General features: G+C 59.7%; 27 protein-coding genes. 16 read left to right on the top strand and 11 right to left on the bottom strand.

The window, feature by feature from the left end:
- Positions 1-62 precede the first annotated feature (62 nt).
- Positions 63-1163 (top strand): methyl-accepting chemotaxis protein, encoded by a 1101-nt coding sequence (locus tag QRN61_RS21050; RefSeq protein ID WP_502942642.1) that lies wholly within the window; start codon positions 63-65, stop codon positions 1161-1163.
- Positions 1164-1278: 115 nt separating this feature from the next.
- Here the strand turns inward: QRN61_RS21050 and QRN61_RS21055 are convergent, their stop codons facing one another.
- The 5 genes from QRN61_RS21055 to norR all read right to left on the bottom strand — a co-directional run bounded on the left by QRN61_RS21055 (position 1279) and on the right by norR (position 5771).
- Positions 1279-2028 (bottom strand): YkgJ family cysteine cluster protein, encoded by a 750-nt coding sequence (locus QRN61_RS21055; protein WP_285375266.1) that lies wholly within the window; start codon positions 2026-2028, stop codon positions 1279-1281.
- 86 nt (positions 2029-2114) lie between these two features.
- On the bottom strand, positions 2115-2438 hold the full coding sequence (locus tag QRN61_RS21060) for a hypothetical protein (RefSeq protein ID WP_285375267.1): 324 nt from the start codon (positions 2436-2438) through the stop codon (positions 2115-2117).
- Positions 2439-2585: 147 nt separating this feature from the next.
- Positions 2586-3044: a GNAT family N-acetyltransferase gene (locus tag QRN61_RS21065; protein WP_285375269.1), complete on the bottom strand. Its 459-nt coding sequence runs from the start codon at positions 3042-3044 to the stop codon at positions 2586-2588.
- A gap of 27 nt (positions 3045-3071) precedes the next feature.
- Positions 3072-3974 (bottom strand): chemotaxis protein CheV, encoded by a 903-nt coding sequence (locus QRN61_RS21070; RefSeq protein WP_027612166.1) that lies wholly within the window; start codon positions 3972-3974, stop codon positions 3072-3074.
- 243 nt (positions 3975-4217) lie between these two features.
- Positions 4218-5771 (bottom strand): nitric oxide reductase transcriptional regulator NorR, encoded by a 1554-nt coding sequence (gene norR, locus QRN61_RS21075; protein ID WP_285375271.1) that lies wholly within the window; start codon positions 5769-5771, stop codon positions 4218-4220.
- A 162-nt stretch (positions 5772-5933) separates the two neighbouring features.
- Here norR and hmpA point away from each other — a divergent pair, with 162 nt between their 5' ends.
- From hmpA to QRN61_RS21130, 11 genes are all read left to right on the top strand, one after another.
- Positions 5934-7115, top strand: coding sequence for an NO-inducible flavohemoprotein (gene hmpA / locus QRN61_RS21080; RefSeq protein ID WP_285375272.1), 1182 nt, complete (start codon positions 5934-5936; stop codon positions 7113-7115).
- 218 nt (positions 7116-7333) lie between these two features.
- Complete coding sequence (locus QRN61_RS21085) at positions 7334-7894, top strand: ester cyclase (RefSeq protein ID WP_210558536.1); 561 nt, start codon at positions 7334-7336, stop codon at positions 7892-7894.
- Between the two features lie 25 nt (positions 7895-7919).
- Entirely contained in the window at positions 7920-8429 is a 510-nt protein-coding gene (locus QRN61_RS21090) for a disulfide bond formation protein B (RefSeq protein ID WP_007916948.1), read from the top strand.
- An 825-nt stretch (positions 8430-9254) separates the two neighbouring features.
- Complete coding sequence (cyoA, locus tag QRN61_RS21095; protein WP_027612162.1) at positions 9255-10196, top strand: ubiquinol oxidase subunit II; 942 nt, start codon at positions 9255-9257, stop codon at positions 10194-10196.
- A gap of 3 nt (positions 10197-10199) precedes the next feature.
- On the top strand, positions 10200-12227 hold the full coding sequence (gene cyoB, locus QRN61_RS21100; RefSeq protein WP_007968380.1) for a cytochrome o ubiquinol oxidase subunit I: 2028 nt from the start codon (positions 10200-10202) through the stop codon (positions 12225-12227).
- A 3-nt stretch (positions 12228-12230) separates the two neighbouring features.
- Positions 12231-12854: a cytochrome o ubiquinol oxidase subunit III gene (cyoC, locus tag QRN61_RS21105; protein ID WP_003227982.1), complete on the top strand. Its 624-nt coding sequence runs from the start codon at positions 12231-12233 to the stop codon at positions 12852-12854.
- Positions 12854-13189 carry a cytochrome o ubiquinol oxidase subunit IV gene (gene cyoD, locus QRN61_RS21110; RefSeq protein WP_003227981.1) on the top strand — a complete coding sequence of 112 codons (336 nt, stop codon included), beginning with the start codon at positions 12854-12856 and terminating at the stop codon, positions 13187-13189. The genes cyoC and cyoD overlap by 1 nt, the downstream gene beginning before the upstream one ends.
- A 10-nt stretch (positions 13190-13199) precedes the next feature.
- A complete protein-coding gene (gene cyoE, locus QRN61_RS21115) occupies positions 13200-14087 on the top strand; it encodes a heme o synthase (protein ID WP_003227980.1) in 888 nt (295 codons plus the stop codon).
- 126 nt (positions 14088-14213) lie between these two features.
- Positions 14214-14558 carry a toxin gene (locus QRN61_RS21120; RefSeq protein ID WP_285375276.1) on the top strand — a complete coding sequence of 115 codons (345 nt, stop codon included), beginning with the start codon at positions 14214-14216 and terminating at the stop codon, positions 14556-14558.
- Positions 14555-14869, top strand: a complete 315-nt coding sequence (locus QRN61_RS21125) for a helix-turn-helix domain-containing protein (RefSeq protein WP_047599259.1) — start codon at positions 14555-14557, stop codon at positions 14867-14869. The genes QRN61_RS21120 and QRN61_RS21125 overlap by 4 nt, the downstream gene beginning before the upstream one ends.
- A gap of 198 nt (positions 14870-15067) precedes the next feature.
- Positions 15068-15559, top strand: a complete 492-nt coding sequence (locus QRN61_RS21130; RefSeq protein WP_097086183.1) for a RidA family protein — start codon at positions 15068-15070, stop codon at positions 15557-15559.
- A 67-nt stretch (positions 15560-15626) separates the two neighbouring features.
- Here QRN61_RS21130 and QRN61_RS21135 read toward each other — a convergent pair whose 3' ends face one another.
- From QRN61_RS21135 to QRN61_RS21145, 3 genes are all read right to left on the bottom strand, one after another.
- The gene (locus QRN61_RS21135; protein WP_027612160.1) at positions 15627-16328 is read right to left on the bottom strand and encodes a hypothetical protein; all 702 of its coding nucleotides are present in this window, start codon (positions 16326-16328) and stop codon (positions 15627-15629) included.
- A 119-nt stretch (positions 16329-16447) separates the two neighbouring features.
- Positions 16448-17968: a sensor histidine kinase gene (locus QRN61_RS21140; RefSeq protein ID WP_285375281.1), complete on the bottom strand. Its 1521-nt coding sequence runs from the start codon at positions 17966-17968 to the stop codon at positions 16448-16450.
- Positions 17965-18675, bottom strand: coding sequence for a response regulator transcription factor (locus QRN61_RS21145; RefSeq protein ID WP_027612158.1), 711 nt, complete (start codon positions 18673-18675; stop codon positions 17965-17967). Before QRN61_RS21145 ends, QRN61_RS21140 begins: the two co-directional genes overlap by 4 nt.
- 151 nt (positions 18676-18826) lie before the next feature.
- Here QRN61_RS21145 and msrB point away from each other — a divergent pair, with 151 nt between their 5' ends.
- From msrB to msrA, 3 genes are read left to right on the top strand one after another with little or no spacing between them, the layout of a single operon-like run.
- The gene (msrB, locus tag QRN61_RS21150; RefSeq protein WP_096795498.1) at positions 18827-19345 is read left to right on the top strand and encodes a peptide-methionine (R)-S-oxide reductase MsrB; all 519 of its coding nucleotides are present in this window, start codon (positions 18827-18829) and stop codon (positions 19343-19345) included.
- A 43-nt stretch (positions 19346-19388) separates the two neighbouring features.
- On the top strand, positions 19389-21164 hold the full coding sequence (locus QRN61_RS21155) for a cytochrome c biogenesis protein DipZ (RefSeq protein ID WP_285375285.1): 1776 nt from the start codon (positions 19389-19391) through the stop codon (positions 21162-21164).
- A 15-nt stretch (positions 21165-21179) separates the two neighbouring features.
- Positions 21180-21884, top strand: a complete 705-nt coding sequence (gene msrA, locus QRN61_RS21160; RefSeq protein ID WP_285375287.1) for a peptide-methionine (S)-S-oxide reductase MsrA — start codon at positions 21180-21182, stop codon at positions 21882-21884.
- 10 nt (positions 21885-21894) lie between these two features.
- Here msrA and QRN61_RS21165 read toward each other — a convergent pair whose 3' ends face one another.
- Positions 21895-22299 (bottom strand): GNAT family N-acetyltransferase, encoded by a 405-nt coding sequence (locus QRN61_RS21165; protein WP_285375289.1) that lies wholly within the window; start codon positions 22297-22299, stop codon positions 21895-21897.
- A gap of 53 nt (positions 22300-22352) precedes the next feature.
- Complete coding sequence (locus QRN61_RS21170) at positions 22353-23258, bottom strand: LysR family transcriptional regulator (RefSeq protein WP_285375290.1); 906 nt, start codon at positions 23256-23258, stop codon at positions 22353-22355.
- A 102-nt stretch (positions 23259-23360) separates the two neighbouring features.
- Between QRN61_RS21170 and QRN61_RS21175 the strand changes: the two genes are divergently transcribed.
- Positions 23361-24533, top strand: a complete 1173-nt coding sequence (locus QRN61_RS21175; protein ID WP_285375292.1) for an aspartate aminotransferase family protein — start codon at positions 23361-23363, stop codon at positions 24531-24533.
- A gap of 237 nt (positions 24534-24770) precedes the next feature.
- Here the strand turns inward: QRN61_RS21175 and QRN61_RS21180 are convergent, their stop codons facing one another.
- The gene (locus tag QRN61_RS21180) at positions 24771-25154 is read right to left on the bottom strand and encodes a hypothetical protein (protein ID WP_097086172.1); all 384 of its coding nucleotides are present in this window, start codon (positions 25152-25154) and stop codon (positions 24771-24773) included.
- Positions 25155-25186: the final 32 nt, after the last annotated feature.

Raw genomic sequence — 25186 nt, forward strand, 5'->3', positions numbered from 1 at the left:
CGCTGCCCACTTTAGGTCTGCGTGGCAGGATCACGGTGTTGGCCAGTGCGTTGCTGGGGCTGGTGTTGGGGATCGAGGCCTGGTTGCGTCCGGAGTCGGCATGGATCGATGGGCTGGCATTTGTTGTCGGCAGCAGTCTCTGCGCGTTGGGCGTGCGCTGGATCCTGCGGCCGCTGGAGCGGCTGAGCGAACGGGCGCGGCAGGTCGCGGACAATCCGTTGAGTCAGAGCATTTACACCGGGCGCCGCGATGAAATCGGCCAGATTGAATTCGCCCTGCAGATGCTCGAAGCCCAGGTCGGCGCGGTGGTCGGGCGCATCGGTGATGCATCGCAGCAGTTGGCCGGGCATGCGGCGCAACTGGTTGATCATTTGCAAAGCAGCCACAGCAGTTCGTTGGCGCAGCAAGCGGAAACCGATCAGGTGGCGGCGGCGATTCATCAGATGGCCGCCAGCGTCGCGCAAGTTGCCAGCCATGCGCAGCAGGCCTCGGTGGCGGCGGACATGGCCGGCACGGAAACCCGCGAAGGGCATTGGCTGGTCGGCGAGAGTCGCAGTGCGGTGTTGCGTCTGGCCGAGGAGTTGCGGCGGGCGACCGAGGTGATTCATCAGCTCGAAGGCCACAGCAGCGAGATTTCCGGGGTGCTGGAGGTGATCCGCAGCATCGCCGAGCAGACCAATCTGCTGGCGCTCAACGCGGCGATCGAAGCGGCGCGCGCTGGTGATGCCGGGCGCGGTTTTGCAGTGGTGGCCGATGAGGTGCGCGGGTTGGCGCAACGCACGCAGCAGTCGACCAACGAGATTCAGCGGATGATCAGCAGCCTGCAAAATGGCGCGCGCGATGCAGTGCTGGTGATGCAGCAGAGCAGCGAGCATGTGGATAACAGCGTCGAACAGGCACAGCGCGCGGCGCGGGCGCTGGACGGGATCAGTGAGCGGGTCGAGCAGATCACCGAGATGAGCCTGCAGATTGCCGCGGCGGTGGAGCAGCAGAGTGCGGTGAGCGAGGACATCAATCGCAACATCGTCAGCATTCGCACGGCGTCGGAATTGACGGTGGATGAGGGGCGGCAGAGTCAGCGTAACTCTGAGGACGTGGCGGGGCTGGCGGGGGATTTGCGGTCGTTGGCGCGGGAGTTCTGGGGGCGGCGGGTTAGGGATTGAGGTTGCCTGGGCCGGCCTCTTCGCGAGCAGGCTCGCTCCCACATTTTGAAATGCGATCCATTGTGGGAGCGAGCCTGCTCGCGAAGGGGCCATTCGCCCCGACAAAAATTCCGGATCAAGCCGCCCGCAGCGAAATAAACGCATACGTCTGCGCCGGCTCCGTCACCACCTGCGCCCCGGCCGCCACCAATTGCCCGGCAACGTCGTCCCCGGACAGATGAAACAGCCATTCACTGGATTCCGTATTCAGCGGCTGTGCTGAAACCTGATCGATCACAGCCGCAAAAGCGTCCATCTGCGGCAAATACGCGGTAAACCCATCGCCCTTGAGCGCCGTGGTGCGAATCCCCAGCGCCGCGCAGATCGCATCCTTGATCCGGATGTCATCGCGATCGGCCTGACGCGAACGCTGGATCAACGCCAGCAGTTCCTGATCGACCAGCTCCCCGCCGACAATCAGCAGCGGCCCCTGTTGCCACGACTCCGGCGGGCAATCCTTGGCCGCCGGGTTGAGCGGAATGTGCGGATTGATTTCTGCCGGATAAATCCTGCACACCAACGGTCGGCGTTCGTAAATGCGGCACAGGTTGTCTTCGTCAAGATTCCGGCAGCGCCCGACGTTGTACGCGGCGAAGGTGATGGCCACGTGGGCCTCGGTCGTGCCGCTGCGTACCACCAGCGAACGCCGTTCGGCGTGTTCACGCTGCTGCGCCGGCAGGCCCAGGCCGTTGCCGAGAAAGGCCTCCACCAGCACGATCACCTGGCCGCCATCCGCCGCCCACATGCGGGCTTCGGCGAGGGTCAGGGGCACATGGTGGTCGGTGCAGCATTTGCCGCAACCGACGCAGGAAAAGGTCGTATTCATTGCACGATCAATCTTCAATCAGAGTGTGATACGGCGACGTAAAGTCGCCAGGCTGAGGCTGATCGAAGCAAGTTGTGCGCCAGCCCTCAAGGCTTGGCGGTCGGGCGGATCGAGTCCCATTCGGTGACGAACGCGGTTTTCGACTTTTTGCTGTACAGGCACAGCTCAGTGCCTTGCTGGCCTTTCATGTGTTTTTGCGGGTATTGGCCTTGCAACAGCACGGCGGTGTAGCCGACGCGATCATCGAATTGCGCGGGTGTGCCGACGGGTTTGGCGTCTTTCAGGCCGCTGGCCTTGGTGCAACTGGCGAGCACGGTTTTGTCGTAAGCGGCCCAGGCGTCGGGGCTGGAGGCGTGGGCCTGTGAGGCCAGGGCGGCGAGGCAGAGCAGGCTTAGGGTGAGGGCTTTCATAGTGGGCGTCCTTGGTCGTGGGTGGCCAAGGTTGGAGTCTGCCCGGGAAGGGAAGTTGCCTGTGCTGGCCTCTTCGCGAGCAGGCTCGCTCCCACAATTTGAAATGCATTCCAGGGTGGGAGCGAGCCTGCTCGCGAAGACGGTCGATCAGTCCGGTACAGGTTCTCGGCGAACCACCATCATCCCGGCACTCTCATACAACCGCTGCGCCCGCAGATTGTCTTCCAGCACCTTCAGATCGACAAATCCTTCGCGCCTTTGCTGAAATACCTTGAATGCATTCAACAGCAACGCCCGACCCAAACCTCGGCCCTGAGCGCGCGGATGCACCACCAGATTCTTGATGTACGAACTGGTCCAGCATTGCGCAACGCCGATCACGCCTTCGGCATCGCTGGCAATGAAACACAGCGCCGGGTCGTATTCGGGATCGCTCTCGAAGCGCTGCTGCCATTCCTCCAGTGCCGGCACCCGACCGCCGCCCTCACGGTAGCCGAGTTGCATCAGCTGATGCACCGCCGCCGCCAGTTCCGGACGATAGGTGCTCAGCTCAATGTCATCCGGCCAGTGGATCGGCGGCACGTCTTGGCGAAGGTCGCGCCTCATCAAAAAGCAGTATGTCTGGCCCAAGACTCAGTGACCGTTGGCGGCGACGTGTTTGGCCGCTTCGATCAGGCGCTGGGTCAGCTCTGGCGAGGAGAACTTGGTCAGCACCGCGTTGGCCCCGGCCAGGCGCGCTTTCTCGCTGTTCATCGCGCTGTCGAGCGAGGTGTGCAGCAGCACGTAGAGGTGGGCGAAGTCCGGCGTCTCGCGCAGGGTACGGGTGAAGGCATAGCCGTCCATCTCGGACATTTCGATGTCGGAGACGATCAGGTTGATCTGCTGCGCGGTGCCTTGCAGATCCAGCAGGCAGTCGATGGCTTCCTTGGCACTGCGCGCGGTGTGGCATTGCAGGCCGAGGTTGCGCAGGGTGTGCACCGATTGTTGTAGCGCCACCTGACTGTCGTCGACCACCAGAATCCGTGCGTTGCCCAGCACTTCGGCGTCTTCCATGCTCAGGTCGGTCGGGGCCATCTCGATCTGCGCCGGGGCGATGCTGTGGATGACTTTCTCGATGTCGAGCACTTGTACCAGCGTGCCGTCGACCGAGGTCACGCCGGTGATGTAGGCGCGCGAGCCGCCGGAGCCGAATGGCGGCGGCTTGATGTCGGTGGTCAGGCAATGGACGATTTTGCTCACCGCCTGCACGTGCAGACCCTGCTTCGAACGGCTGACATCGGTGACGATCAGGCAGCCGCCGTTCGGGTCTTCCAGTGGTCGTTCACCGATGGCGCGGCTGAGGTCGATCACCGACAGCGACGCGCCGCGCAGGGTGGCGATGCCTTTGATGTGCGGGTGCGACTCGGGCATTTTGGTCAGCGGCGGGCAGGGGATGATTTCACTGACTTTCAGCAGGTTGATCGCCATCAGCTTGCCGCTGCGCAAGGTAAACAGCAGAAGCGAAAGTGAATCTGCGCGGGCTTTGTTGGAAGACATAAAAACCTTCTGTGGAAAAAGGTGATGGGCGAGGGTGCAAATCGCCAGAAACTATTGATGCCGGGTTATCGGCGTTAATGGGGTGGGCTTTAGGTCGGTTATCGGGTAGGGCAAGAATCACCTGTGGCGAGGGGATTTATCCCCGATGGACTGCCCAGCAGTCCCATTTCCTGGTGCCGCTGCGCAGCACATCGGGGATAAATCCCCTCGCCACAAGGAATCCACTCAAACTGGATGAAGTGATTATTTCATGCCTAATCGCTTGGCCAACCGCCCAAGATTCGCCCGGTCCAGCCCCAACTCCCGCGCCGCACTGGCCCAGTTATCCTGATGACGCTCAAGCGCAGCACTGATCAACTGCCGCTGATATTGCTCGGTGGCGCTGCGCAGATCGCCGTTGATCAACGGCATCGCGGGCACCTCGGCAGCCGGCTCAATTGAGTTATCCACAACCTCCCGCGGCAGATCCAGATCCGCCGCACTCAAACTGAGGATCTTCGGCCTTACCTTGCAATTGCCCAGCGCCTTCAGTGCGCTGCGGCCGATCAAATGTTCCAGCTCGCGCACGTTGCCCGGCCAAGTGTAGGCGAGCAACGCGTCCTGGGCATCGCTACTCAAACGCAGGCTGTTGAGGCCCATGCGCGAGCGGTTCTGTTCCAGAAAGAAGCCGCTGAGCAGCAACACATCGCGGCCGCGATCGCGCAGCGCCGGCACTCGCAGCGGGTACACGCTCAGGCGGTGATAGAAGTCGGCGCGGTAGCGGCCGCTGCGCACTTCTTCGGCCAGATCGCGGTTGGTCGCGGCGATCAGGCGCACATCGACCTGATGTTCCTTGTCCGAGCCGAGCCGCTGCAACTGGCCGCTTTGCAGCACGCGCAGCAACTTGGCCTGTACGGTCAGCGACAGTTCGCCGACTTCATCGAGAAACAGCGTGCCGCCATTGGCCAGTTCGAACTTGCCGCGGCGGTCGCTGGTGGCGCCGGTAAAGGCGCCGCGCACGTGGCCGAACAGTTCGCTTTCGACCAACGTATCGGGCAGAGCGGCGCAGTTGAGGCTGATGATCGGTTTGTCGGCGCGCGGCGAGGCGGCGTGGATCGCTTGCGCCACCAACTCCTTGCCGACCCCGGTTTCGCCGGTGATCAGCACGGTCAGGTCGCTGCCGCCGACCAGATTGATTTCCTCCACCAGTCGTTTGTGCGCTTTGCTCTGGCCGATCATTTCGCGTTGCTGCTGGCCGCTCGCCTGGCGGTAGACCTCGGCGCGTTGGCGTTCGTCTTCGGCACGCAGCGCCAGGCGCTCAATGCGTTCGGCGGCGTTGACCGTGGCCGAGGCGAGACTGGCGAAGGCTTGCAAGGCGTCGAGTTCGATCGGTTCGAAACGCTCCGGATCGAGCGCATCAAGGGTGATCAGGCCCCAGAGTTTTTCATCGACGAACAGCGGACAGCCGAGACAGTCATGTACCTCAAGGTGATCGCCCAGACCATCGACCAAGCCGTCGTAAGGATCGGGCAAGTCGCTGTCGGCGGCGAACCGCGTTGGCCCGGCGCCGTCCAGCAGGATCTCGAAACGGGGATGTTCGCTGACCTTGAAGCGCCGGCCGAGGGTGTCGGTGCTCAAACCATCCACCGCCAGCGGCACCAGCCATTCGCCGTCCAGGCGCAGCAACGCGGCGGCATCGCACGGCAGCAGGGCGCGCATGGCTTCGAGCAGGCGCCGATAGCGCTCGCCCTCGGGCAGTTCGCGGGACAGGTCGGAGACCAGTGGCAGTAGAGCGGTGAGCAGGGATTTGGCGGTCATGGTCTTGTAGTCAAAGAGACTCGATGTAGTCGTGATGACTATAAAGCGCTTTGAGTCTAAATGACTACGTAAAAAATAAGTCATTGATTCATAACGATAAATGATCTGGCACGAAAACTGATAAGCCTAAGGTAATTCTCAAAAAGCTCAGGAGTCATTCTTATGCTTAGCGTCCAGGATCGTGCCATCGTCAAATCCACTGTGCCTCTGTTGGAAAGCGGCGGAGAAGCGCTGATCACCCACTTCTACCGCATGATGCTCTCCGAATACCCTGAGGTGCGCCCACTGTTCAACCAGGCGCATCAGGCCAGTGGCGACCAGCCCCGTGCGCTGGCCAATGGCGTGTTGATGTACGCCCGGCACATCGATCAGCTCGACCAGTTGGGCGATTTGGTGGCGAAGATCATCAACAAGCACGTCGCCCTGCAAATCCTCCCGGAGCACTACCCGATTGTTGGCACCTGCCTGCTGCGCGCCATTTCCGAAGTGCTCGGCGACGAGATCGCTACGCCTGAAGTGATGAGCGCGTGGGGCGCGGCGTACGGGCAATTGGCCGAGATTCTGATCGGCGCTGAAGCCGCGATCTACGACCAGAAAGAACAGGCAGTCGGCGGCTGGCGTGGCGCGCGGGAGTTCATCGTGGTGGACAAGGTCGAGGAGAGCGCGGAAATCATTTCGTTCTACTTCGAGCCGGCGGACAAAGGCCCGATCCTTGCCGCAGAACCGGGTCAGTACATTGGCATGAAGCTGATCCTTGATGGCGAAGAAGTCCGTCGCAATTACTCGCTGTCGGCGCTGGCCAATAAAGGTCAGTACCGCATCAGCGTCAAACGCGAACCGGGCGGTCGTGCGTCCAACCACTTGCATGACCAATTGCACGTCGGCGCGAGCATTCAGCTGTTCCCGCCATCGGGCGAGTTCACCCTGACTGCCAGCGACAAACCGCTGGTGCTGATCAGTGGCGGGGTCGGCATCACTCCGACCCTGGCGATGCTCGAAGCAGCGCTGCAAACCGAGCGCCCGGTGCACTTTATCCACTGCGCGCGCAACGGCAGCGTGCATGCGTTCCGTGACTGGATCGATGGGTTGGCGGCGCGTCATCCGCAGCTCAAGCGCTTCTATTGCTACGCCGAAGACGACGGCGTGAGCCCGGCGGCGGACAAGGTCGGGATCCTCAGTCAGGAGCAGTTGGGCGAGTGGCTGCCTACACAACGTGACGTCGACGCTTACTTCTTGGGGCCGAAGGGCTTCATGGGCGCGATCAAGCGGCATTTGAAGGCGCTGGGTGTGCCGGAGCAGCAGAGCCGTTATGAGTTCTTCGGGCCGGCGGCGGCTTTGGAGTGATCTGAAACCGGGTTGTCTTCATTCGCGAGCAGGCTCACTCCCACAGGATTTGTGTTCAACGCAGATCCAATGTGGGAGCGAGCCTGCTCGCGAAGGCCGTTACGCGGTCTCGATTCTTAAATTCTGTTTAAAGGTTAATCGTTTCTTAACCGGTTTATCGTTTATTCCCCGATGCTGATGATAGGCGCTCGTTCGTTTAACTGATCAGGATCGCCCCCATGTCGCACATCATCTTCTCCTCTCGTCTGAACCTGGCAATGCTTGGCCTGTCGGCCGCTTTGCTGGCCAGTCCGTTTGCTGCGGCCGAATCGGCGTTGATCGCACCACAGACCCTGGTCGTCGATCAGAGCCTGCCCAAGGCTCAGCGCGATGCAATGGAGTTGGCGGCGCGGCGTTACGGCAGTTTCTGGAACAGTGGGGAAGAGGCCCTGGCCACGGCAGCCTTGTCGCCGCAGTTTGTCGACAAAACCCCGCCCGAAGGTCGGGTGCAGGGGCCGACCGGGCCGTTGCTGGCATCGAAGTTCTTTCGTACGGCGGTGCCGGACCTGAGCTGCGAGATCGAGCAAATGATCATTGCCGGTGACCGCGTGGTGGTGCATCTGCACTTTCGCGGACACTTCAGTGGGACCTTCAAGGCTCTCAAAGGGCAGGGCCAGCGTGTAGACTTCCGGGCAACCGATATCTATCAGATCGACAACGGTCGCATCGCGGCCAATTGGCATATCGAAGACAACATCAGTCTGATGGCGCAACTGCAAGCGCAGCCGCCAGCCAGCTGAACCATGGACATACAAGGGAAACGCGATGAGCGAGGAAACGATTCGACTGGGACGTGAGCGGCGCTTTCTGGTGCTGCTGGGCATCATCTGTCTGGCACTGATCGGCGGCGCGCTGTACATGCAGATCGTGCTGGGCGAGGCACCATGCCCGCTGTGCATCCTGCAGCGTTATGCATTGCTGCTGATTGCGCTGTTCGCGTTTATCGGCGCGGCGATGCGCACCCGCCGCAGCATCACGGTGTTCGAAGTGCTGGTGGTGATCTGCGCGATCGCCGGCGCCGGTGTTGCCGGGCATCACGTGTACACCCAGTTCTATCCGGCGGTGAGCTGCGGAATCGATGTGTTGCAGCCGATTGTCGACGACCTGCCGCTGGCGAAGATCTTCCCGCTGGGCTTCCAGGTCGATGGTTTCTGCTCGACGCCGTACCCGCCGATCCTCGGTCTGTCGCTGGCGCAATGGGCGCTGTTGGCGTTCGTGCTGGTGGTGATTCTGGTGCCGCTGCTGACCTCGCGTAACCGAAAAGCACTGCGCTGAATCAACTCTTCGGCAGATTGGCCGATACAGAAAACGCCCCGATTTGCGTATCAGCCGATCGGGGCGTTTTGCATTTCAGAGTGTTTGTGAAATCACCGTGACGAACGGCAATGGAGAGTGCGGCAGATGTGCGACATGTTGTCACACGCGCCCTGTCGCAGGGCGTTTCGGCGACGCGGATTGGCGTAATGTTACAAAAAAGGATTGGTCTGTTTCGGCATTTTTCTGGTTTTGCACGCAGGTGCCAGATCAGGCAGTTTTAACAGGCTCTGGCAGATGGCCAGAGGCCTTTGAATGTCGGGCTTTGCGCCGATTCGCTGCCGGGAAAATCCCTTCGGAGCTGTCTGAACTGAGGTGTATAGGCCTACATTTTTTGGTGTTTTTGTTGAGAATCGATTTCGATAACATGCGGAACTTTTGCAAAAACGGTGATGGATTGTTGCTCTGAGCGATAAAAATTATTTCGGGATAAGACATGGTGTATAGGGCGCTACCTATCTACAATCGCCCGCACTGAATTCCCGGCACTGTTCAGCCTTTATTAAGGAACTGGACAGGAAGTCGGGTGTCGAGCGGGCCGAAAGGCTTTTGCGACACCCAGGTGTCGGTGCCTTCCAACTTTCCGCACCAAATGGAATTGGTCTGTAACAAGGCCTTTGACCACGAATTCGAATAAGAACTGACCGCTGTCCATGGTTTTGTCGAGCGTCTGACGCGCGACGGGCGGCCCTTATTCAATCCAAAGAAAATGCCAACCCTTGGCAGGGTGAAGTGTTGGCGATCAAAACCCAACTGCATTGCGCAAGCTGCTTTAGAGGTCGTGAGATGAGTAAAAACAGGTACCCCAGATTACTAGGCCTAGTGCCGCTGCTCGGCACGTTGTTGCTGGGAGGCTGCAACATGACCCTGCTCAATCCAACGGGCCAGGTCGGCCTGGAACAGCGCAACCTGATCATCACCGCCACGCTGCTGATGCTGTTGGTCGTTGTGCCGGTTATCGTCATGACCTTCCTGTTCGCCTGGAAGTACCGCGCGTCCAACAAGGATGCCGTCTACACCCCGAAATGGTCGCACTCGACCAAAATCGAAGTGGCGGTCTGGACCATCCCGGTTCTGATCATCATCGCCCTGGGTTACATCACCTACATTTCGACCCACAAACTGGACCCGTACCGTCCGATTGAATCCGACGTCAAGCCGGTGACCATCGAAGTCGTTGCGCTGGACTGGAAGTGGCTGTTCATCTACCCGGAACAAGGCATTGCCACGGTCAACAAGATCGTGTTCCCGGCGCACACTCCGGTCAACTTCCGGATCACCTCCGACGCCGTGATGAACTCGTTCTTCATCCCGGGCCTGGGCGGCCAGATCTACGCGATGGCGGGCATGACCACCAAGCTGCACCTGATCGCTGACCGCAACGCTGAAATGGACGGTATCTCCGCCAACTACAGCGGCGCTGGTTTCACCGGTATGAAATTCAAAGCGATCGCAACTTCTCAGGAAGATTTCGACGCCTGGGTAAGTGAAGTCAAAAAGGCACCTAAACAGCTTGAACAAGCTGAATACGCAGCCCTTGCCAAGCCAAGCCAGAACAATCCAGTCGAGCTCTACTCCTCGGTCACGCCGAACCTGTTCCAGACCATCGTCGACAAGTACGAAGGCATGAAACCGGGCAAGCCGCTGAAGCACGAGAAGAAAGAGAAAGAAGTGGCGGCAACGGACATGGACTCGAATTCGCATTCAGCTGCCGGGGCAGAGGAGTAAACGATGTTTGGTAAATTAAGTTGGGAAGCGATCCCTTTCCACGAGCCGATCGTGATGGTCACCATCTCGATGATCGCGCTCGGTGGTCTGGCGTTGTTCGCTGCAATCACCTACTTCAAGAAGTGGACCTACTTGTGGACCGAGTGGCTGACGTCGGTCGACCACAAGAAAATCGGTGTGATGTACATCATCGTTGCCATGGTCATGCTGCTGCGTGGCTTTGCCGACGCCATCATGATGCGTACCCAGTTGGCCATGGCCACCGAGGGTTCGCCTGGCTACCTGCCGCCTGAACACTATGACCAGATCTTCACCGCTCACGGTGTGATCATGATCATCTTCATGGCGATGCCATTCTTCACCGGCCTGATGAACCTTGCAGTGCCGCTGCAGATCGGCGCGCGTGACGTTGCCTTCCCGTTCCTGAACTCCCTGAGCTTCTGGCTGCTGGTGTCCGGCGTTGTGCTGATCAACCTGTCGCTGGGTGTCGGCGAATTCGCCAAGACTGGTTGGGTTGCCTATCCGCCGCTGTCGGGTCTGCAGTACAGCCCTGGCGTGGGGATGGACTACTACATCTGGGCGCTACAGCTATCCGGGTTAGGTACGACGCTGACGGGGGTCAACTTCCTCGCCACCGTGCTGAAAATGCGTACCCCTGGCATGAAACTGATGGACATGCCGATCTTCACCTGGACCTGCACCTGGGCTAACGTCCTGATCGTGGCTTCGTTCCCGATCCTGACCGCTACCCTGGCACTGCTGACCCTCGACCGTTACATGGATTTCCACATTTTCACCAATGAACTTGGTGGCAATCCAATGATGTACGTCAACCTGTTCTGGGCCTGGGGCCACCCTGAGGTTTACATCCTGATCCTGCCGGCATTCGGCATCTTCTCGGAAGTGATCTCGGCGTTCACCGGCAAGAAACTGTTCGGCCACCACTCGATGATCTACGCTTCGGGCGCGATCTCGGTACTGGGCTTCATGGTTTGGCTGCACCACTTCTTCACCATGGGTTCGGGTGCCAGCGTCAACGCCTTCTTCGGTCTGGCGACGATGCTGATTTCCATCCCGACGGGTGTGAAACTGTTCAACTGGCTGTTCACCATCTACCAGGGCCGTCTGCGCTTCACCAGCCAGGTTCTGTGGACCCTGGGCTTCATGGTGACCTTCGCCATCGGCGGCATGACCGGCGTACTGCTGGCCATCCCGGGTGCTGACTTCGTTCTGCACAACAGCCTGTTCGTGATCGCGCACTTCCACAACGTGATCATCGGCGGCGCGGTATTCGGCTACATCGCAGGTTTCGGCTTCTACTTCCCGAAAGCGTTCGGCTTCAAGCTGCACGAAGGCTGGGGTAAAGCAGCGTTCTGGTTCTGGATCTCGGGCTTCTTCGTCGCGTTCATGCCGCTCTATGCACTGGGCTTCATGGGCATGACCCGTCGTCTGAACGCCACCACCAACCCTGAGTGGGTACCGTACCTGTACGTTGCCATGTTCGGTGCGGTGATGATCGCTGTCGGTATCGCCTGCCAACTGATCCAGCTGTACGTCAGTGTGCGTGACCGCAACAAGCCAGAGAACATGTGCGAACACGGTGACCCGTGGAATGCCCACACTCTGGAATGGTCGACCTCGTCGCCACCTCCGTTCTACAACTTCGCTGTGCTGCCTAAGGCTGACTGCATCGACCCGTTCACCGAAGCCAAGGAAAACGGTACTGCGTACCAGGCTCCGGCCAAGTACGAGCCGATCCACATGCCGAACAACACCGCCACTGGCGTGGTGATGGGCGCACTGCTGACCGTCTTCGGTTTCGCGATGATCTGGCACATCTGGTGGTTGGCGATCGCCAGCCTGGCCGGCACTGTCATCTACTTCGTGATCCACGCCGCACGTGACGACCAGGGCTACATGGTTCCGGTTGAAACGATCGAGCGCATCGAAGCCGAGCAGCACAAGCGTCTGGTCGCGGCAGGGAAAATCCCGGCCAATGCCACCCGTGTAACCTCGTTGGAACAGGCTTAAACCATGTCGAACTTAGTGACCAATGTTGGACACGCCCATGGTGACCATGGGCACGATGACCATCACCACGACTCGGGCGAGATGACCGTATACGGTTTCTGGCTCTACCTGATGACCGACTGCATTCTGTTTGCGTCGATCTTCGCGGTGTACGCAGTACTGGTAAACAACGTTGCCGGTGGCCCGTCGGGCCACGACATCTTCGAGCTGCCATACGTGCTGGGCGAAACCGCTCTGCTGTTGTTCAGTTCGATCACCTACGGCTTCGCCATGCTGGCGTTGTACAAAGGCAAGAAGCAGCAGGTTCTGGGCTGGTTGTTCATGACCTTCCTGCTCGGCGCAGGCTTCATCGCCATGGAGATCAACGAGTTCCACCTGCTGATCTCCGAGGGCTTCGGTCCTAGCCGTTCGGGCTTCCTGTCGGCGTTCTTCACCCTGGTCGGTACCCACGGTCTGCACGTGTCCGCGGGTCTGATCTGGATGGGCATCATGATGTACCAGGTCAACAAGCACGGCCTGACGGCGACCAACAAGACCCGTCTGAGCTGCCTGAGCCTGTTCTGGCACTTCCTGGACGTGGTGTGGATCTGCGTATTCACCGTTGTTTACCTGATGGGGACTCTGTAATGGCTAATGCACACTCCCATGACAGCCATGATGCTGGCCACGGCAGCGTAAAGTCGTACGCCATCGGCTTCATCCTGTCGGTGATCCTGACTGCCATCCCGTTCGGCCTGGTGATGTTCCCGACCTTGCCGAAGTCGACCACGCTGGCAATCGTTCTGTTGTTCGCAGTCATCCAGGTGATTGTTCACCTGTACTACTTCCTGCACCTGGACCGTTCGATTGCGCAACGTAACAACGTGATCGCGTTTGTCTTTACGGCCATCGTGATCCTGCTGCTGGTTGGCCTGTCGCTGTGGATCATGTTCAGCATCCACACGTACATGATGGCGAAGTGAGGTAGACCCGATGTCGCTCAAGCACTTTATCCAAATCACCAAACCGGGGATCATTTTCGGTAACGTGCTTTCTGTGGCAGGCGGGTTCTTCCTGGCCTCGAAAGGGCATGTAGATCTGGCGGTGTTCCTGGCCGCCATGATCGGCACATCCCTGGTTGTGGCCTCCGGTTGCGTGTTCAACAACTGCATCGACCGCGACATCGACCTGAAGATGGAACGCACCAAGAACCGGGTGCTGGTGCAGGGCTTGATCTCCCTGAAACTGGCCCTGGTCTACGCGACCATCCTGGGTGTTCTCGGCGTTGCCTTGTTGTACAAGGTGGCCAACCCGTTGGCCGCCCTGTTCGCGGTAATCGGCTTCATCATCTACGTCGGCTTCTACAGCCTGTACCTCAAGCGCAAGTCGGTGCACGGCACGCTGGTGGGCAGTCTGTCGGGCGCCATGCCGCCAGTGATCGGTTACGTTGCCGTAACCAACAGCTTCGACATGGCCGCATTGACCCTGCTGGTGATGTTCAGCCTGTGGCAGATGCCGCATTCCTACGCCATCGCGATCTTCCGTTTCAACGACTACCTGGCCGCATCGATTCCGGTGCTGCCCGTCAAGCGCGGAATCGAAGTGGCCAAGAAGCACATCCTGCTCTACATCCTGGCGTTCCTCGTGGCGACCTTGATGCTGACCTTCAGCGGTTACGCTGGCATGAGCTACCTCGCCGTTGCCGCAGCCATGGGCATGTACTGGTTGTACATGGCCTGGACCGGCTACAAAGCGGTGGATGACACGGTCTGGGCACGCAAGTTGTTCGTGTTCTCGATCTTCACCATCACCGCCCTGAGCGTCATGATGTCCCTGGACTTCAAGGTGCCGGCCGAGCTGCTGCTGACGTACGCGCCGTAAGGCTGGATGGTTTCAAGAAAAACCCCGCACATTGAGAGATGTGCGGGGTTTTTTGTTGATCGGATGTTTATCAAAGGACGAATTTGTTGATAGTCTCTCTATGGGCAAGTTGCCTATAGTTTGCCCATGCGAACCGTATTTTTTGAAACCACAATATTCACCGCGAGCGTTGGTCGTTACCTGACGGACAATGAGTATCGGGAGTTGCAGAATTATCTGCAGTGCAATCCAGCGACGGGCGACGTAATACCGCGAACTGGCGGCTTCCGGAAATTACGTTGGTCTGACGCTCGGCGTGGCAAAGGCCGACGAGGTGGCTTGCGGGTCATCTACTATTGGCTTATGAATGATCGTCAGTTCTGGATGTTTGCGATTTATGACAAAGATGAGCTTGAGAATCTGTCCGCCGAGAAAGAGAAGGCGCTCAAAAAAGCCATTGAGATAGAGTTGAGAAAAAGAGGTGCCTCATGAAAAAACGCGACCTGTTTGCGGAATTGATGCAGGGCGTTGAAGAGATGGCCGCCCATCGCGAAGGTAAAATTACGCTGCGCAATACGGTCGTCGAGGACAAACCGGTTCCCGAGGTTGGTGCACAAGAGATCGTTGCACTGCGTGAAAAATTGCACATGTCACAAGCGGTATTTGCAAAGCGAATCAGGACCAGCCCGAGCACGTTGAGGAATTGGGAGCAGGAGAAGTCCAAGCCCAATGCTCAGGCGGCACTGTTGATCCGCTTGGTGGAGAAATTCCCTGATATGGTTGAGCGCTTGGGCGCTGTGTAGATAGTTCGTTGATATACGTCATCAAGCCCCGCGATTCGATAGAGTCGCGGGGTTTTTCGTCCAGAACGGCAGGTTGCGGTATCGCCGCAAACCACCTAGATTTGGATCCAGTCCTTAGTGATAGCGCCATGCCACTTCCTCGGCGCTCAACTGTTCCACTCCGCGATTCTTCATGCACTGATCAAAAGGCTGGGCGAAATGACTGAGAGGATGACCTGCGACGAACGCTTCATTGCCCTGGCACAAGAGCTGAACTACGACATCTATGGCGAGAACACCGCCGGCGGCAATTATGCGCCGCTGATCCGTCATCGCGATGAGTTGTACATCAGCGGCATGGTGCCGCGGGTCAATGGCAGGATTCTGTATCCCGGTCGCGTGGGGTTGGAGTTGACCCTCAAGGACGCCCAGGCTGCCGCGAGCATCAGTGCCATGCGCTGCCTGGCGCTGATTGTCGATGCGGTGGGTTCGCTGGACAAGATTCGGGCGTTGTTGCGGGTCACGGTGTATGTGAAGTCGACCCCGGACTTCGTAGACCTGAGCGAAGTGGCCAACGGTGCATCGGATGTATTCAGCCATGTGCTCGGCGATGCCGGCCGGCACACTCGCACTACGGTCGGTGTCTATCAGTTGCCAAAGAACGCCGCGGTTGAAGTCGACATGATCGCGGCGGTGCAGCCGGAAGTCTGACCGTTATGCCGCCCAACAAAAAGCCCCGCCTGAATCTCAGAGCGGGGCTTTTTTGTCGGTGCCGGGATTACTGCGCGGCGATGCTGTAACCATCGAACGCGGTTTGCTGTTGCAGGGCGGTGATAATGTTCTTGCGGTTGATCGCGTGTTCGGTGCCGGCGTTGTCGATGAAGGTCTCGCCCTCCAACTCGGCTTCTTCGCCTTCACCGATGAAGGTGAAACCGAGGAACTCCAGCGCTTCACGGTCAACGTTCAGACGCGAACGCGGCGTGCGCAGCGGCAGGGTCACGCTGCTGCCGTCCTTGCTGATGGTGAAGATTTCCAGTTCTTTCTTCTTGGCAGCCTTGCCCTTGCCGCCACTCGGATTGCTGATCGCCTGGTGGGTCTGATTCAGCACTTTGAGCGCGAGGCCGTAAACGATTTCCTGGAACGCCGGATCGTCCTTGAAGCAGGACAGGATGCGGCCGATCGAGAACTTGCTGCTCAGGTCTTCGAGGGCGGCGAGGTCGGCGGCCTCGGCGTCTTTCAGCGCCTTGAGCTGGCCCATCAGCTCGTAGGCCTTGTCGTCATCGAAGCTGTCGTGCGCCTGACGGATCGCGGCGCGCAGCTCGCGGATCTGGTCACTTTCGCGGGTCGACTGGAAAGCATCCAGCACCATCTCGCTGATGATTTTGGCTTGTGGAAGGTGTTGTGAAAGATTGATGGAGTTTTCGTATTCCGCTTTGGACGATTCGGTGACTACGGATTCAGCGGTGTTGAAATCGGACATTGAAATTTCACTACTTTTTTAACTTGAGTGGAAACGAGAAAGCGCGAGGTCTTTTTCAGGCCGGTTAATTTAGGGGAGCGGGGCGGCGTTGTCACGGAACAACAGTCCGGTGGTGCGGATTATTTGTCTGGCGTGTTCAGGTTCATCGAGCGCACCATCCACTGTTCAGCGGTTTGCTGATCGGTCGGCAGCGTGAAGCGGAAAGTCGCCCCGCGCCCGGCGACATCGATCAACTGAATCTCACGCCCGTGCAGTTGCAGGATGCGGTGGACGATCCGCAGGCCCAGTCCACCGTCACGCCGCGCGCCGCCAATATTGAAAGGACGCAGGAACAGACCTTCGCGCAGATCCGGAGCGATGCCGGGGCCGGTGTCGCTGACCGTGACTTCGACCAAGGCGCCCAGGGGTTTCAAATCCAGCTCGATTTCACCGCCCGCAGGCGTGTAGCGCAAGGCGTTATCCACCAGGTTGGTCAGCACCCGTTCGATCAACCCAAGGTCGGCGCACACCGTCGGCAGGTTCGGACCGAAGCTGGCCTTGAGTTCGACGTGGCGTGCTTCGGCGGCCAGTTCGAATTTCTGGAAGATGTCCTGCAGCAGATCGATCAGCGAGAAGCGCTCCAGTACCGGCTGCACGAAACCGTGCTCCAGACGTACCAGCTCCAGCAGCGATTGCGCCAACCCGCCGACCTTGCGGCTCTGATCCAGCGCGATGCCCAGATACCGGCGGCGTTCTTCGGCGGTGAGTGTGGCGTCCTTGAGCGTCAGGGTTTCCAGATAGCCGTGCAACGAGGCCAGCGGTGTGCGCAGGTCGTGAGAAATGTTCGCCACCAGTTCGCGGCGCTCCTGATCCTGGCGGGTCAACGAGCGCCACTGTTCACCCAGTCGGTTTTGCATCTGCCGGAAGGCGCCATTGAGTACGGCGATTTCATCCGGGTCAGCGCTTTTATCCACAGCCACTGAAGGTGCAGGCAGAGGTTGCGGCGCGCCATCAATGTCGAACCGGCTGACGGTTTCGGTCAATCGGCGCAGTGGCCGGGTGATCAGGTTGAACGCCGTGAGACCCGCGATCAGGCACAACAGCGCCACCAGCCCGATCGACAGCAACGCCGTATTGAGTGCAGCACTGGTCGCGCCCCGTTCAGCGAAGCGATCGTGTTCTTCACTGAGCAACACCACGTACAGATAACCGGCGGGCTTGCCGTTGACCCGTAACGGCGCGGCACTGAAGACCTTGCGCCCGTCGGCACTGCGCGGGTCATCGCCGAGAATAGGCAACGGCTGGTCATCGAGCAGCCGGCGGATCGGCGCCAGATCAACCGTTTCCCGGCGCAGATGTCCTTCCGGTGCCGCATTGCCGACAATCCGTCCCTCGGGGTCGAGCAGGTACACCTCGACACTCGGGTTGACCAGCATCAGCTTGCTGAACAGTTCGCGCACGGCGCCGGGCATCAGGCCATTGCTGTCCATCAGCACCGTGTCATGGGCGATGTGCTGCGCCAGATCCCGCGACAGGCCTTGCACCACTTCCAGTTCATGCATCTTGCTGGAGCGCACCTGCAGCCATGCCGAGGTGCCGCAGCACACCAGCAGCAAAACGGCGAACACCAGCGACAGGCGCTGCGACAGGTTCAGTCTCATGGTTGTTCCGTGCCGAATTTATAGCCGCGACCCCACACAGTGAGGATGCGTGTCGGTTGCGCCGGATCGCTTTCGATTTTCGCCCGCAGGCGATTGATGTGCGTGTTCACCGTGTGTTCATAACCCTCGTGGCTGTAGCCCCACACCGCGTTGAGCAGGTCCATGCGTGAGAACACCTTGCCCGGCTGTCGGGCGAAGAAATACAGCAAGTCGAACTCTCGCGGAGTGAGGTCCAGACGCGCACCGTTGAGGGCGACGTCGCGGGTGATCGGGTCGATGCTCAAACCATCGAGACTGAGGCTGCCGGCGTCCATTTTCAGGTTGCGCGCCATGGCGTCGACCCGGCGCAGCAAGGCTTTGACCCGAGCCACCAGTTCCAGCATTGAAAACGGTTTGGCAAGGTAATCGTCGGCACCCAGCTCCAGACCCAGAATGCGGTGCAATTCGCTGGAACGCGCGCTGGTGATGATGATCGGCGTATAGCGCGCCATCGCCCGGGCGCGGCGGCAGATTTCCAGGCCGTCGACCCCCGGCAACATCAGGTCGAGGATCAGTGCATCCCATTGTCCCTGTTGCAACAGGCGCATGCCTTCGTCGCCGTCTGCACAGTGCACGACGTCGTAATGCTCATCGCGCAGGTGCAGGCAAATCAAATCGGCGATGTGTTGGTCATCCTCGACCACGAGGATGCGTCTGGTTAATTCCATCAAGCTCAATCCTTCGGCGCAGTGAGCGCATTGTGCGGGTTTTCCTCGGGGCGAGTTATCACGAATTCGTTAACTTCCCGTGAGGATTTGGCGATCAACCCAAGCCTAGGCTGTGTTCCATGACAGGCACCTGGAATTTTTGGAGACGGCCATGTTTTCACGGCGACAGATTCTCGTAGCGAGCGGCGGGCTGGGGGTTGCAGCTCTGGTGGCGGGTGTATTGCCAAAATTTTCCTCGGGCTCCGCACTGATCGAGCAAGCCCATGCCGATGAGGTTTTCGAGGTGAGCCACAGCGACAGTGAATGGCACTCGCTGCTCTCGGACGAGCAGTACGCCATCCTGCGCGAAGAAGGCACCGAACGGGCCTATACCAGCCCGCTCAACGACGAGCATCGCAACGGCACATTCGCCTGCGCGGGTTGTGATCTGGCGCTGTTTTCATCGGCGACCAAGTTCGACAGCCGCACGGGCTGGCCGAGTTTCTGGGCACCGTTGGAACATGCGGTGGCCACGCGTCAGGACCGATCGTTCGGTATGTCACGCAATGAAGTGCACTGCCGACGCTGCGGCGGGCACTTGGGACATGTGTTCGACGACGGCCCGAAACCCACCGGCCTGCGCTATTGCATGAATGGCCTGGCGATGACGTTCAAACCCGTGGCGGCATGAGCCATGGCCATTTTTCGATGTTCACTTTCTACAGGACGACACCATGTGGCTCTTGGTTCTCGCTTATCTGGGCGGTGTGCTGACGATCGTCAGTCCGTGCATCCTGCCTGTTCTGCCTTTTGTCTTCGCTCGCACCGGGCAGCCGTTTATCAAGAGTGGCTTGCCGCTCTTGGCCGGGATGGCGCTGACTTTCGCCCTCGTCGCCACGCTGGCGGCGGTGGGCGGCGGTTGGGTGGTGCAAGTCAATCAGTACGGGCGCTGGCTCGCGTTGCTGTTCGTTGCACTGTTCGGGCTGACGCTGCTGCTGCCGCGCCTCGCCGAGCGCCTGACGCGACCGCTGGTCTCGGCCGGCAGTCGGCTGTCCGAGGCCGCCGGCCAGGACAATCGTCCGCGTCCCGGCGCCTCGTTTCTGATCGGTGTTGCCACGGGGCTGCTCTGGGCGCCGTGCGCAGGGCCCATCCTCGGTTTGATTCTGACCGGCGCCGCGCTGCAAGGGGCAAGCATCGCCACCACGCTGTTGTTGCTCGCCTACGCGGCGGGCGCCGCGACTTCACTGGCGGCGGCGCTGCTGCTGGGCGGTAAGGTCTTTGCGTTGATGAAACGCTCGATCGGCACCGGTGAGTGGATCCGGCGCGGGTTGGGGGCGGCGATGCTGGCGGGTGTCGCAGCGATTGCGCTGGGCCTCGACACCGGGCTGTTGGCGCGGCTGTCGACGGCTTCCACGGGCGGGATTGAACAGGCGCTGGTCGGCAAGCTGACCAGCAAATCGCCGACGGGCAACGGAACCATGATGGCGCAGATTCCTGCTGCCGGCGGGGCGATGAAAGTTGCCGACAAGGCACCGGGAACACTACCGGTCGAAGGCCAGTTGCCGCTGCTCAATGGCGCCGTGCAATGGCTCAATTCGCCACCGCTGGACGCCCAGGCATTGAAGGGCAAAGTGGTGCTGGTGGATTTCTGGACCTACTCCTGCATCAACTGCCTGCGCACCCTGCCGTACGTCAAAGCCTGGGCGGAAAAGTACCGCGATCAAGGCCTGGTAGTGATTGGCGTGCACGCCCCGGAATTCGCTTTCGAGCGCGATGTCGGCAATGTCACTAAAGCCATGAAGGAGTTGGGTATCAACTATCCGGTCGCCATCGATAACGACTACAAGATCTGGCGTGCTTTCAACAACGAATACTGGCCGGCGCATTATTTTGCCGATGCTCAGGGACGGATTCGTTACCACCATTTTGGCGAAGGGGATTACGCCGAGTCGGAACGGGTCATACAGCAGTTGCTGCGTGAGGCCGGGGCGAAAACCGTCGCCGACGGCTTGATCAACGCCGATGCCCAAGGCGTGCAACAGGCGCCGGACATGAATCAGGTGCTGTCACCGGAAACCTACGTCGGCTACCAGCGTGCGGAACATTTCGTACCGGAAACCGGGCTGGTGCCTGACAAGGTCGCGACCTATAACCCACCCGCCAACCTGACCCTGAATGACTGGAGCCTTGGCGGCCAGTGGGCCGTCGGTGCCGAGCAGGCCACCGCCAGCGCGCCGGCCAGTCGCATCGTCTACCGCTTCCACGCCCGCGATCTGCATCTGGTGCTGGGCCCGGGTGCGGATGGCAAACCGGTGCGTTTCAACGTGTCGATTGACGGGCAGGCGCCGGGTGACGCCCACGGTGTCGATGTCGCCGCGGATGGCAGCGGCCGCGTGACCGAGCAGCGCCTGTATCAACTGGTACGGCAAACCGACGAGGTGAAGGACCGGACCTTCACCATCGAATTTCTTGACCCGGGCGTATCGGCTTACGCCTTCACCTTCGGCTGATCGGGAGTGCGCAACATGAAAGCTCAAAACAACTGGCGCCGTGCACTGCTCGGCGTCGCCATGGCTGGTGTGCTCGGTCAGTGCTCGGCGTTCTCTTTCGGTGCAGAGGACGCGGTGGCCATCCCGCCACCGGCCCTCGACGAAACCACTCAGGCGCACAGTGAAACCGCGGTGTTCGCCGGTGGTTGTTTCTGGGGCGTACAAGGGGTTTTCCAGCACGTCAAAGGCGTGCAGAAAGCCGTCTCCGGTTATGCCGGAGGTACGGCGAACACGGCGGAATATGAGCGGGTCAGCGAAGGTGATACCGGTCATGCCGAGTCAGTGCAAGTCACCTTCGATCCGACGCAAGTCAGCTACGGCAGCCTGCTGCAGATCTACTTTTCGGTGGCCCACAACCCGACCGAACTCAACCGCCAAGGGCCGGACAGCGGCACGCAATATCGCTCGGCGCTGTTCCCGGTCAATGCCGATCAACAACGTGTGGCCCAGGCCTACATCGCCCAACTCGACGCGGCGCATGCCTACAACAAACCGATCGTCACCCAACTGGAAACCTACAACGGCTTCTACCCGGCGGAGGACTATCACCAGGATTTCCTCACCGAACACCCGAGCTATCCGTACATCGTGATCAACGACATGCCCAAGGTGGCGCAGTTGAAGCAGTTGTTTGCGCAGCGTTATCAGGAGAAACCGGTGTTGGTGAAAAGCGGGAGTTGATTCTCACGTGTTACTTGAGCCTTGGGCGCTCCATGGCAATCACTGATGTTTCAAACCCCAAACTGGCAAAAAACGCCTCCGCACCTTCGCGCCCGGCGCGCAGGACCCAAGTGATCTCGGGGTTGTCCCCCATGACATGCTCGACCAGTGCGCGCCCGACGCCAGCACGGCGATACTGGTCATCGACCACGACCATCGACAGATAGCCGTTGGACAAACCATCGGTGATGCCTCGGGCAAAACCGATGATTTGTTCGCCGCTCAGTGCGACGGCAGTGCGTTGCGAGTTTTCGATCAGTTGAGTGAAGTAGTCGCCGGAGCCTGTTCGGTGTCCCCAGCCATGTAGGCCGAGAAACAGCCGAACTGGCTCCACTTCGTCGGGCAACAGATCGCGTACGGTAAGGTCGTTTCTCATCGATAACAGCATCCTTGTCGGCAATCACCGGAGCGTAGTCGATAGCAATTGAGTCAGGATCTGCCCCAGGTTTTCATCGCGAACTCGACGAAGCGCCGCAGCTTGGGCAAACGATAACGATCCGGGGCATAGAGCAAATGCAAAGGGCGGCTCGGGGGCTGGTAATCGGGTATCACCGTCACCAGTTTGCCGTCGCGCAGATCCTGTTCCACCAGCGCATCCGGCAGCATCACGATGCCCATCCCGGTGCGTGCCGCCTGATGCAGGCCGGCGGAGGTGTTCATCAGCATCGGGCCGCTGACGTCGACCAGAATCTCGCCTTCCGGGCCGCTGAGGCGCCAGCGTTTTTCCACCGATTGCCAGTCGTCGCCGGCAGGGTAGGCGAAGGACAGGCAGTCGTGTTGTTGCAGGTCTTCCGGGGTGATCGGCATGCCGCGTCGGGCGACGTAAGCCGGCGAAGCGCACACGGTCAGCGTGTAGTCGATCAGCGGCCGGGCGATCAGGTTCGACTGCTCGAAATGTCCCAGCCGAAACGCTACATCGAGGCCGCTTTCCAGCAGATCCGGGCGGCGGTTGGTCAGCACCACATCCATTTTCACCTGCGGGTATTGCAGGGAAAATTCACTGAGCGCTGGGGCCAGGCGTTCGACACCAAAGGTCAGCGGCGCGGTGATGCGCAACAGTCCGCGCGGCTCGTCTAGGGCCTGTTCGGCCAAGCGTTCGGAGTCGGCCACCAGACCCAGAACGTCCAGACAGCGCTGGTAGTACACGCTGCCGAACTCGGTCAGTCGCTGCCGGCGAGTGGTGCGCTGCAGCAACTGCACGCCGAGCCGTTGCTCCAGTGCGCGCAGGTGATTTCCGACCATGGTCGTGGACATTTCGCACTGCAACGCGGCCGCCGTCATGCTCCCGGCTTCTACAACCTTCACGTACACGCTCATTGCCTGCAACAGGTCCATTATCAAACTCTGCTTTTAAATGATTGAAGTTTTACCGAGTTTATCCAGTTCTGGTGGCTAACCATACTGCAAACACACCGACCTTCACTGGAGTTTGAAGTCATGACCGCCGCCCTGATGAACACCTACCAATCGCTGGCTCTGAGTTTCACCAGAGGTCTGGGCACTCGCCTGTGGGATCAGGCCGGTCGTGAATACCTGGATGCCGTCGCCGGGGTTGCGGTGACCAATGTCGGGCACTCGCACCCACGGATCGTCGCGGCCATCAGTGAGCAGGCCGGAATGCTGCTGCACACCTCCAATCTGTACAGCATCGACTGGCAGCAGCAACTGGCCAAACGGCTGACTGAGCTGTCGGGCATGGATCGCGCGTTCTTCAATAACTCGGGTGCTGAGGCTAACGAAACCGCACTGAAACTTGCGCGCTTGTACGGCTGGCGCAAGGGTATTGAACAGCCGCTGGTGGTGGTCATGGCCAACGCATTTCATGGCCGCACGCTGGGCACGTTGTCGGCGAGTGATGGCCCGGCGGTGCGGCTGGGCTTCAATGATCTGCCGGGGGATTTCGTCAAAGTGCCTTTCGGTGATCTGGCGGCGCTGGATCAGCTGCAGCAAAAGCATGGCGAGCGCATCGTGGCGATTCTGGTCGAGCCGATCCAGGGCGAAAGCGGCGTGCAACTGGCGCCGCCCGGCTACCTCAAAGCTCTGCGGGAAGTGTGCAATCGGCGCGCCTGGCTGCTGATGCTCGACGAAATCCAGACCGGCATCGGCCGCACCGGTCAGTGGTTTGCGTTCCAGCATGAAGGTATCGTGCCGGACGTCATGACCCTGGCCAAAGGCCTCGGCAACGGTGTGCCGATCGGCGCCTGTCTGGCGCGGGGCAGAGCGGCGGACCTGTTCACGCCCGGTAGCCATGGCAGCACCTTCGGCGGCAACCCGCTGGCCTGCCGGGTCGGTTGCACGGTGCTGGATATCATCGAAGAACAGGGCTTACTGGAAAATGTCCGGGTGCAGGGTGAGCGCCTGTTGACCCGCCTGCGCGCCGAACTGGCAGACAACCCCAATGTGTTGGCGATTCGCGGGCAGGGCTTGATGATCGGCATCGAGTTGAAACAGCCGATTCGCGATCTGACGCTGATTGCGGCGCGGGATCATGGATTGCTGATCAACGTGACGCGTGGCAAGACGATACGGCTGTTGCCGCCGCTGACGATTGATGAGCGGGAGGTGGGGATGATTGTCAGAGGTGTGGGGCTGGCGGTCTCAACTGACTGAGAGGCACGAAATTGAACGAAGAGGCGTCCGTATTTGCACGAATTCCATTGTGCATTTCTGCGATAGATCTCAGCAGCCTTCTAGCATTGGCCGGGGAGCTTAAAAGGTAAGTCGTTGTATCGATTTCTAAAGGGTCTGGCTTTCTTTTTCGCATGGCTCTGCTTCCTGTGTAAGGGAGGCAGAGTATGAACCAGCGATTCCAGAGATGTTTCCTTAAAAACTGTAATCCCCTTCCGACTACTTTGACGTCTTAAATCCGCTGTATCTGTCAGGAAGTTCGGCGCCTGTTAGCAGGCAGTCGAAAACAATCTCTGGATCTACCTGGCACCAATATACAAATCTCAACTCTTCCAAATTGACCAGTGTCGACTGGGCGTCGACCAGAAAACGCGGCTCCCGCCATTGTTGGGCAACTACAGCTAGGGCCTGAGGGCCGCGTACGATCCAGGTCGCACATCCACCAGCAATGCTTGGCAGATAACCATTGTGGAGTAGTAGGCGCAGGGCATCCTCCAGGGTTTCACTCACTTGCAGGTTGATCCAGCGCGCATGGGGAGCCTCGCAATCATCGCCGGCATGTACGCTGTCGCGGGTGATAAGTAATCGCGAAGGTATCGTCATTGCAATCTCACTATGGGCAAAAGGAAACCATA

The sequence above is a fragment of the Pseudomonas sp. lyk4-TYG-107 genome, assembly GCF_030209055.1.
Lineage (GTDB): Bacteria > Pseudomonadota > Gammaproteobacteria > Pseudomonadales > Pseudomonadaceae > Aquipseudomonas > Aquipseudomonas putida_A.

Excerpts from the sequence above, each read along its gene's own strand:
- QRN61_RS21055 (WP_285375266.1), bottom strand. The coding sequence starts at position 2,028 with ATGAATACGACCTTTTCCTGCGTCGGTTGCGGCAAATGCTGCACCGAC.
- QRN61_RS21060 (WP_285375267.1), bottom strand. The coding sequence starts at position 2,438 with ATGAAAGCCCTCACCCTAAGCCTGCTCTGCCTCGCCGCCCTGGCCTCA.
- QRN61_RS21065 (WP_285375269.1), bottom strand. The coding sequence starts at position 3,044 with ATGAGGCGCGACCTTCGCCAAGACGTGCCGCCGATCCACTGGCCGGAT.
- QRN61_RS21070 (WP_027612166.1), bottom strand. The coding sequence starts at position 3,974 with ATGTCTTCCAACAAAGCCCGCGCAGATTCACTTTCGCTTCTGCTGTTT.
- norR (WP_285375271.1), bottom strand. The coding sequence starts at position 5,771 with ATGACCGCCAAATCCCTGCTCACCGCTCTACTGCCACTGGTCTCCGAC.
- hmpA (WP_285375272.1), top strand. The coding sequence starts at position 5,934 with ATGCTTAGCGTCCAGGATCGTGCCATCGTCAAATCCACTGTGCCTCTG.
- QRN61_RS21085 (WP_210558536.1), top strand. The coding sequence starts at position 7,334 with ATGTCGCACATCATCTTCTCCTCTCGTCTGAACCTGGCAATGCTTGGC.
- QRN61_RS21090 (WP_007916948.1), top strand. The coding sequence starts at position 7,920 with ATGAGCGAGGAAACGATTCGACTGGGACGTGAGCGGCGCTTTCTGGTG.
- cyoA (WP_027612162.1), top strand. The coding sequence starts at position 9,255 with ATGAGTAAAAACAGGTACCCCAGATTACTAGGCCTAGTGCCGCTGCTC.
- cyoB (WP_007968380.1), top strand. The coding sequence starts at position 10,200 with ATGTTTGGTAAATTAAGTTGGGAAGCGATCCCTTTCCACGAGCCGATC.
- cyoC (WP_003227982.1), top strand. The coding sequence starts at position 12,231 with ATGTCGAACTTAGTGACCAATGTTGGACACGCCCATGGTGACCATGGG.
- cyoD (WP_003227981.1), top strand. The coding sequence starts at position 12,854 with ATGGCTAATGCACACTCCCATGACAGCCATGATGCTGGCCACGGCAGC.
- cyoE (WP_003227980.1), top strand. The coding sequence starts at position 13,200 with ATGTCGCTCAAGCACTTTATCCAAATCACCAAACCGGGGATCATTTTC.
- QRN61_RS21120 (WP_285375276.1), top strand. The coding sequence starts at position 14,214 with ATGCGAACCGTATTTTTTGAAACCACAATATTCACCGCGAGCGTTGGT.
- QRN61_RS21125 (WP_047599259.1), top strand. The coding sequence starts at position 14,555 with ATGAAAAAACGCGACCTGTTTGCGGAATTGATGCAGGGCGTTGAAGAG.
- QRN61_RS21130 (WP_097086183.1), top strand. The coding sequence starts at position 15,068 with ATGACTGAGAGGATGACCTGCGACGAACGCTTCATTGCCCTGGCACAA.
- QRN61_RS21135 (WP_027612160.1), bottom strand. The coding sequence starts at position 16,328 with ATGTCCGATTTCAACACCGCTGAATCCGTAGTCACCGAATCGTCCAAA.
- QRN61_RS21140 (WP_285375281.1), bottom strand. The coding sequence starts at position 17,968 with ATGAGACTGAACCTGTCGCAGCGCCTGTCGCTGGTGTTCGCCGTTTTG.
- QRN61_RS21145 (WP_027612158.1), bottom strand. The coding sequence starts at position 18,675 with ATGGAATTAACCAGACGCATCCTCGTGGTCGAGGATGACCAACACATC.
- msrB (WP_096795498.1), top strand. The coding sequence starts at position 18,827 with ATGTTTTCACGGCGACAGATTCTCGTAGCGAGCGGCGGGCTGGGGGTT.
- QRN61_RS21155 (WP_285375285.1), top strand. The coding sequence starts at position 19,389 with ATGTGGCTCTTGGTTCTCGCTTATCTGGGCGGTGTGCTGACGATCGTC.
- msrA (WP_285375287.1), top strand. The coding sequence starts at position 21,180 with ATGAAAGCTCAAAACAACTGGCGCCGTGCACTGCTCGGCGTCGCCATG.
- QRN61_RS21165 (WP_285375289.1), bottom strand. The coding sequence starts at position 22,299 with ATGAGAAACGACCTTACCGTACGCGATCTGTTGCCCGACGAAGTGGAG.
- QRN61_RS21170 (WP_285375290.1), bottom strand. The coding sequence starts at position 23,258 with ATGGACCTGTTGCAGGCAATGAGCGTGTACGTGAAGGTTGTAGAAGCC.
- QRN61_RS21175 (WP_285375292.1), top strand. The coding sequence starts at position 23,361 with ATGACCGCCGCCCTGATGAACACCTACCAATCGCTGGCTCTGAGTTTC.
- QRN61_RS21180 (WP_097086172.1), bottom strand. The coding sequence starts at position 25,154 with ATGACGATACCTTCGCGATTACTTATCACCCGCGACAGCGTACATGCC.